Raw genomic sequence first — 3740 nt, 5'->3', positions numbered from 1 at the left:
GAGCCTGCAGACTGCGAAATCCATAGTAATGCTTGCCGCTTTTACTGCGGCAGCTCCAATTGGTCTTGGGGTCCTGCCAGAAGTAGACGTCGTCGCACTCCCAGCGGTTTCGCTTTTCGCTCCAACGGAGCTTCAAGGAGCCGGATCGCTGGACGTCCTGATGGATGCACGGAGCTAGAGTTCGGTAGGTAGAGTTATGATTCATACTACATTCTCCTCCATTCGTAAAATTGCCGTTTGGTGAAGAGAAAGGCCACCGCATACCGGATGAAGTCCAGGATGCTGGTGCCATCAAATCGGATGCTGAGAAAGGCATAGACTGCCGTCAGCACCAGGGGGACGAAGATGCCGGTCTGGGTGAGCGCCAGGACAGAGAGCAGAAGGCCCACACCGATGACGCTCACGTCCCGGAGTTCCCAGAGCCACAGGGTTGCTTTGGCGGTCAGGTTATCGGGATAGATGTACAGATTGATTCACCTCCAAAAGAAAAGCCGCCGGGTTTTCCCGGCGGCCAGTTCAGTGAATTATGCTTCGGTTGTAGGTTGGGTCAGGCTTTGTGCCTCGTACTCAGCCAGTGCCTGTTCGATGAGTCCGATGACGAACTCCTTCTGGCTGATTTTCTTGCCCCGTTTCTTTTCAGCGGCGATGAAGTTCTTCAGCCGCCGGTCCAGTTCCTCGGGGATTTGAAAGGCCAGGGTTTTGGTTGCTGCCATGGTGACGTTACCTCCTTCAAAGTGTTGGGTGAGAATCATTTCTACACATTCGGCCAGGGTTCCCAGTGCAAGCTGCTCTTTCTCTGCCATGACCTTGGCATGCAGCTCTATGGGAATCATGGCGCAGAGATTTTTCTTATCTCCCATGGGATGTACTCCTTTCTACGATTTTGCAAGCAAAGCATACCGGAACTGAGCAGGGAAAGCTATTCACAGATTCCAACAAAGAAACAGGGTGTTACCAAAGCAGAAGCAACGAGACTGTCCCCACATCATATGTATAGAGGCAGTTCAGGCATATCTCTGGCGGTTATTCGTGACAGAGACGGATGTTTGTGGTAGAATGATGAAAGTGAAACAGGGGGGAGCAGCAGATGAAGCCCAACAAGAGTTATTTGGTGTTAGCCATTATGTGGTTTCTGATATCGCTGGGTATTTTTATGGCGTGAGTGTCCTTACGGGCATTGCTTGGCTGTGTGTAGCAATCGTACACCTGATCGTAGCGTTTGTATCGAAAGATAAGAAAGAATAAGTCACAATGTGGAGAGTGAGGCACACGACCAAGACAATAGGTAAGTATTTAATGAAGGGAATTGCTGTTTTGGGTGTACTACTCATGGGTGTCGGGCTATATGCCGGTGCTGGCCCCGATACCGGCTTATGGGTGTTCCTTGTGGGACTCTTGCTGGTGATTATCTGTGCCGTTTCTAGCCGTGAGCTGCGGAAGTTTGTCCGTTCGCTACTGGATGCCCTTTGATCACAGCACAGATATCATTTTTAATAACGTGGTGGGGGGTAACAGCGCATGCTAAACAACCAGGAGTTTGATTTGTGGGCGGATGGCTACGACAAAAGCGTGGCATTGGCGGAAGAGAACGATGAGTATCCCTTCGCAGGCTATAAAAAGATTTTGAATACCATTTACAATCATGTGTTAACCCAAGCTGGGAAAAGTGTATTGGATATTGGGTTTGGGACAGGAACCCTGACCACCAAGCTCTACCAACAGGGATGTACCATCTATGGACAGGACTTTTCCCATCGAATGATTGAACTGGCACAGGAGAAAATGCCGGAAGCACACTTGTACCAGGGCGACTTTACCTTTGGATTGGCCAAAGAATTAACGGAACATCAATACGACGCCATCATTGCTACCTACTCCTTACATCATCTATCTGATGCGCAAAAGGTCAGATTTCTGAGTGATCTGCTAGAATTGCTCAAGCCAAACGGCTGTATTTATATTGGAGACGTAGCATTTCATACTCGGGATGAATTGGAGACGTGTCGCAGACGAATGGCAGAGATGTGGGACGAAGATGAAATATACTTTGTCTTTGAAGAGTTGAAACACGCATTCCCTCAGATGAAATTTGAACAAGTTTCCTACTGCTCGGGCATCCTATACTTAAAAAAAGAATTGTAAAATGGCGGTCCTGCACTTTTTGCGGTGCGGGACTGCTTTCGTTTTGGAATTTAACTGGCCCGAAGTACCAAAGAAATTCCATACAAGACAAAATCTACGCATGGGATAGCCACGCTGTTGCCCAATGCCTTATACCGTGCAGAGTCTGAAGCACCGGGGATCGCCGTCCAGTTATCGGGGAAGCCCTGGAGGCGCTCGCACTCCAGAGGAGTCAGGCGACGGATAAGATTTACCCCTTCCACAACACATTTTCCGTCACTGACGTACTGGTTGTTGACTCCTTTGTGGTCGCTGTAGCCCAGTGTTCCCACTGTTTTTTGGTGTGGCTGTACCACTAGGTCGGTTGCATCCTTGTGCTGACGGGCGCTTTGGGTGCTGACAACTGCCTTGTCTTTGAACACGTCCACTCGCTGTCTGCTGAATACCGCATGATGGTCCGTGGCGGTAAGTGTGTAGGCAATGTCCTCCTGATAACCAATGCCGTTCCCGCCGTTTTGAGGCTGACGGTCTATGGCATTGCCGGTGATACAGAATACGGGTTCCTGCTCCACCAATGGCACATTGTTGCCACCAGTACCGTATCTGGCGGACATGGTGGGAGCCACCGCATGGGGGCCAGTGTAACGGGAGTCGATGCCGTGGTTCTCATAGACCAGAGGCTGGTGCCCATGTTCCTGGGCCCGGAGTGTGCCTGTCACATCCGTGCTGCACCCCAGGACATTGCCACCCTGGTCGTTGAGGCATAAAACCGACGGCATACAGTTGCCGCCGGCGCTGCCCTTCAGCGTGGGGGCGAGTTCTTCGCCATAGCCGATGCCTCCAGCTGATGCTCCGGCTCCAGCGGAGAAACCGGCAATAAAGGTCTGCTGCTTCATTCCCGGTTGCGCTCCCAATGCTCCCGCCACGTCGTGGAGATCCCGAATTTCATCTCTCTGATTGGCCGCAAATGCTATTGGCCGGAGCAGGCCATTTTGATCGGTGGACACATTATTGGTGAAAGTGTTCTGGTACTCGTCCAAAACCTCCGTATTTTTTTGGCTTGGCTGGGTGACGAAGGTTTGCATCTGCATATTACTGGTAGCCATGAGAGCACCAGACACTCCGTGGAGATCGATACCCTCATCTCGCTGGTTGATGTGATATGCTTTTAGTTCGGTGCCACTTCTGTCCGGGGGGATAACTCCCGACTGGATCTCTAACGCTCTCTTGAGCGGTGGTGGGAGTCCTTTTCCTCGTTCAAAAGCTCGGCGCAGGATACCCAGACAGGCTTTCCTGGTCAAATAATATTTGCTGGGCGGATCGACCTGCAAAATCTGCGACAAGGAAGATTCTCTTTCTTCTCTGGGGGACACCCCAGTATTGAGCGTCCAGGCATCGCCACGCCAGGGAGAAATCAGTTCCCAATATGATTCGCCCAGCAGATTCCCAGCGCCCGGTGTCAGGTCGAGGGACTGAAACATCACAAACTTTAATGCGGACGATCTCTTCGAGGACGATGCGGAAGTCCTCGCCTTTTGGGGTGCCGCTGGAGAAGGCTCCGGGAAATAGTGATAGGTAATCCTTTGAAGTAATCTTCGGATTTTCCCCCACTCCACACC

At 51.2% G+C, this 3740-nt stretch carries 5 protein-coding genes and 2 pseudogenes; 2 read left to right on the top strand and 5 right to left on the bottom strand.

Annotated features, from left to right (window positions below; genetic code table 11):
* The 3 genes from H9X86_RS11660 to H9X86_RS11650 all read right to left on the bottom strand — a co-directional run.
* On the bottom strand, nucleotides 1–205 hold a 205-nt coding region (locus H9X86_RS11660; protein WP_204901682.1), incomplete at its 3' end, for a hypothetical protein.
* A 1-nt stretch (nucleotide 206) separates the two neighbouring features.
* A complete protein-coding gene (locus H9X86_RS11655) occupies nucleotides 207–467 on the bottom strand; it encodes a hypothetical protein (protein ID WP_087389555.1) in 261 nt (86 codons plus the stop codon).
* 57 nt (nucleotides 468–524) lie between these two features.
* Entirely contained in the window at nucleotides 525–860 is a 336-nt protein-coding gene (locus H9X86_RS11650; protein ID WP_204901681.1) for a 4-oxalocrotonate tautomerase, read from the bottom strand.
* Nucleotides 861–1029: 169 nt separating this feature from the next.
* Between H9X86_RS11650 and H9X86_RS11645 the strand changes: the two genes are divergently transcribed.
* Together H9X86_RS11645 and H9X86_RS11640 are read left to right on the top strand one after the other, a co-directional pair.
* Nucleotides 1030–1245, top strand: coding sequence for a hypothetical protein (locus H9X86_RS11645; RefSeq protein WP_204901680.1), 216 nt, complete (start codon nucleotides 1030–1032; stop codon nucleotides 1243–1245).
* Nucleotides 1246–1518: 273 nt separating this feature from the next.
* Entirely contained in the window at nucleotides 1519–2142 is a 624-nt protein-coding gene (locus H9X86_RS11640; protein ID WP_204901679.1) for a class I SAM-dependent methyltransferase, read from the top strand.
* A gap of 50 nt (nucleotides 2143–2192) precedes the next feature.
* Here H9X86_RS11640 and H9X86_RS13035 read toward each other — a convergent pair.
* Both H9X86_RS13035 and H9X86_RS13030 read right to left on the bottom strand, forming a co-directional pair.
* A pseudogene (locus H9X86_RS13035) lies at nucleotides 2193–3101 on the bottom strand (DNA cytosine methyltransferase); the annotation flags it as partial.
* Nucleotides 3102–3378: 277 nt separating this feature from the next.
* Nucleotides 3379–3740 (bottom strand): annotated as a pseudogene (locus H9X86_RS13030) (hypothetical protein); the annotation flags it as partial.

Source organism: Pseudoflavonifractor capillosus (assembly GCF_016902575.1).
Classification (GTDB): Bacteria; Bacillota; Clostridia; order Oscillospirales; family Oscillospiraceae; genus Enterenecus; species Enterenecus capillosus_A.
This window is presented reverse-complemented; position numbering and strand designations above follow the sequence as displayed.

Excerpts from the sequence above, each read along its gene's own strand:
- H9X86_RS11640 (WP_204901679.1), top strand. The coding sequence starts at position 1,519 with ATGCTAAACAACCAGGAGTTTGATTTGTGGGCGGATGGCTACGACAAA.
- H9X86_RS11650 (WP_204901681.1), bottom strand. The coding sequence starts at position 860 with ATGGGAGATAAGAAAAATCTCTGCGCCATGATTCCCATAGAGCTGCAT.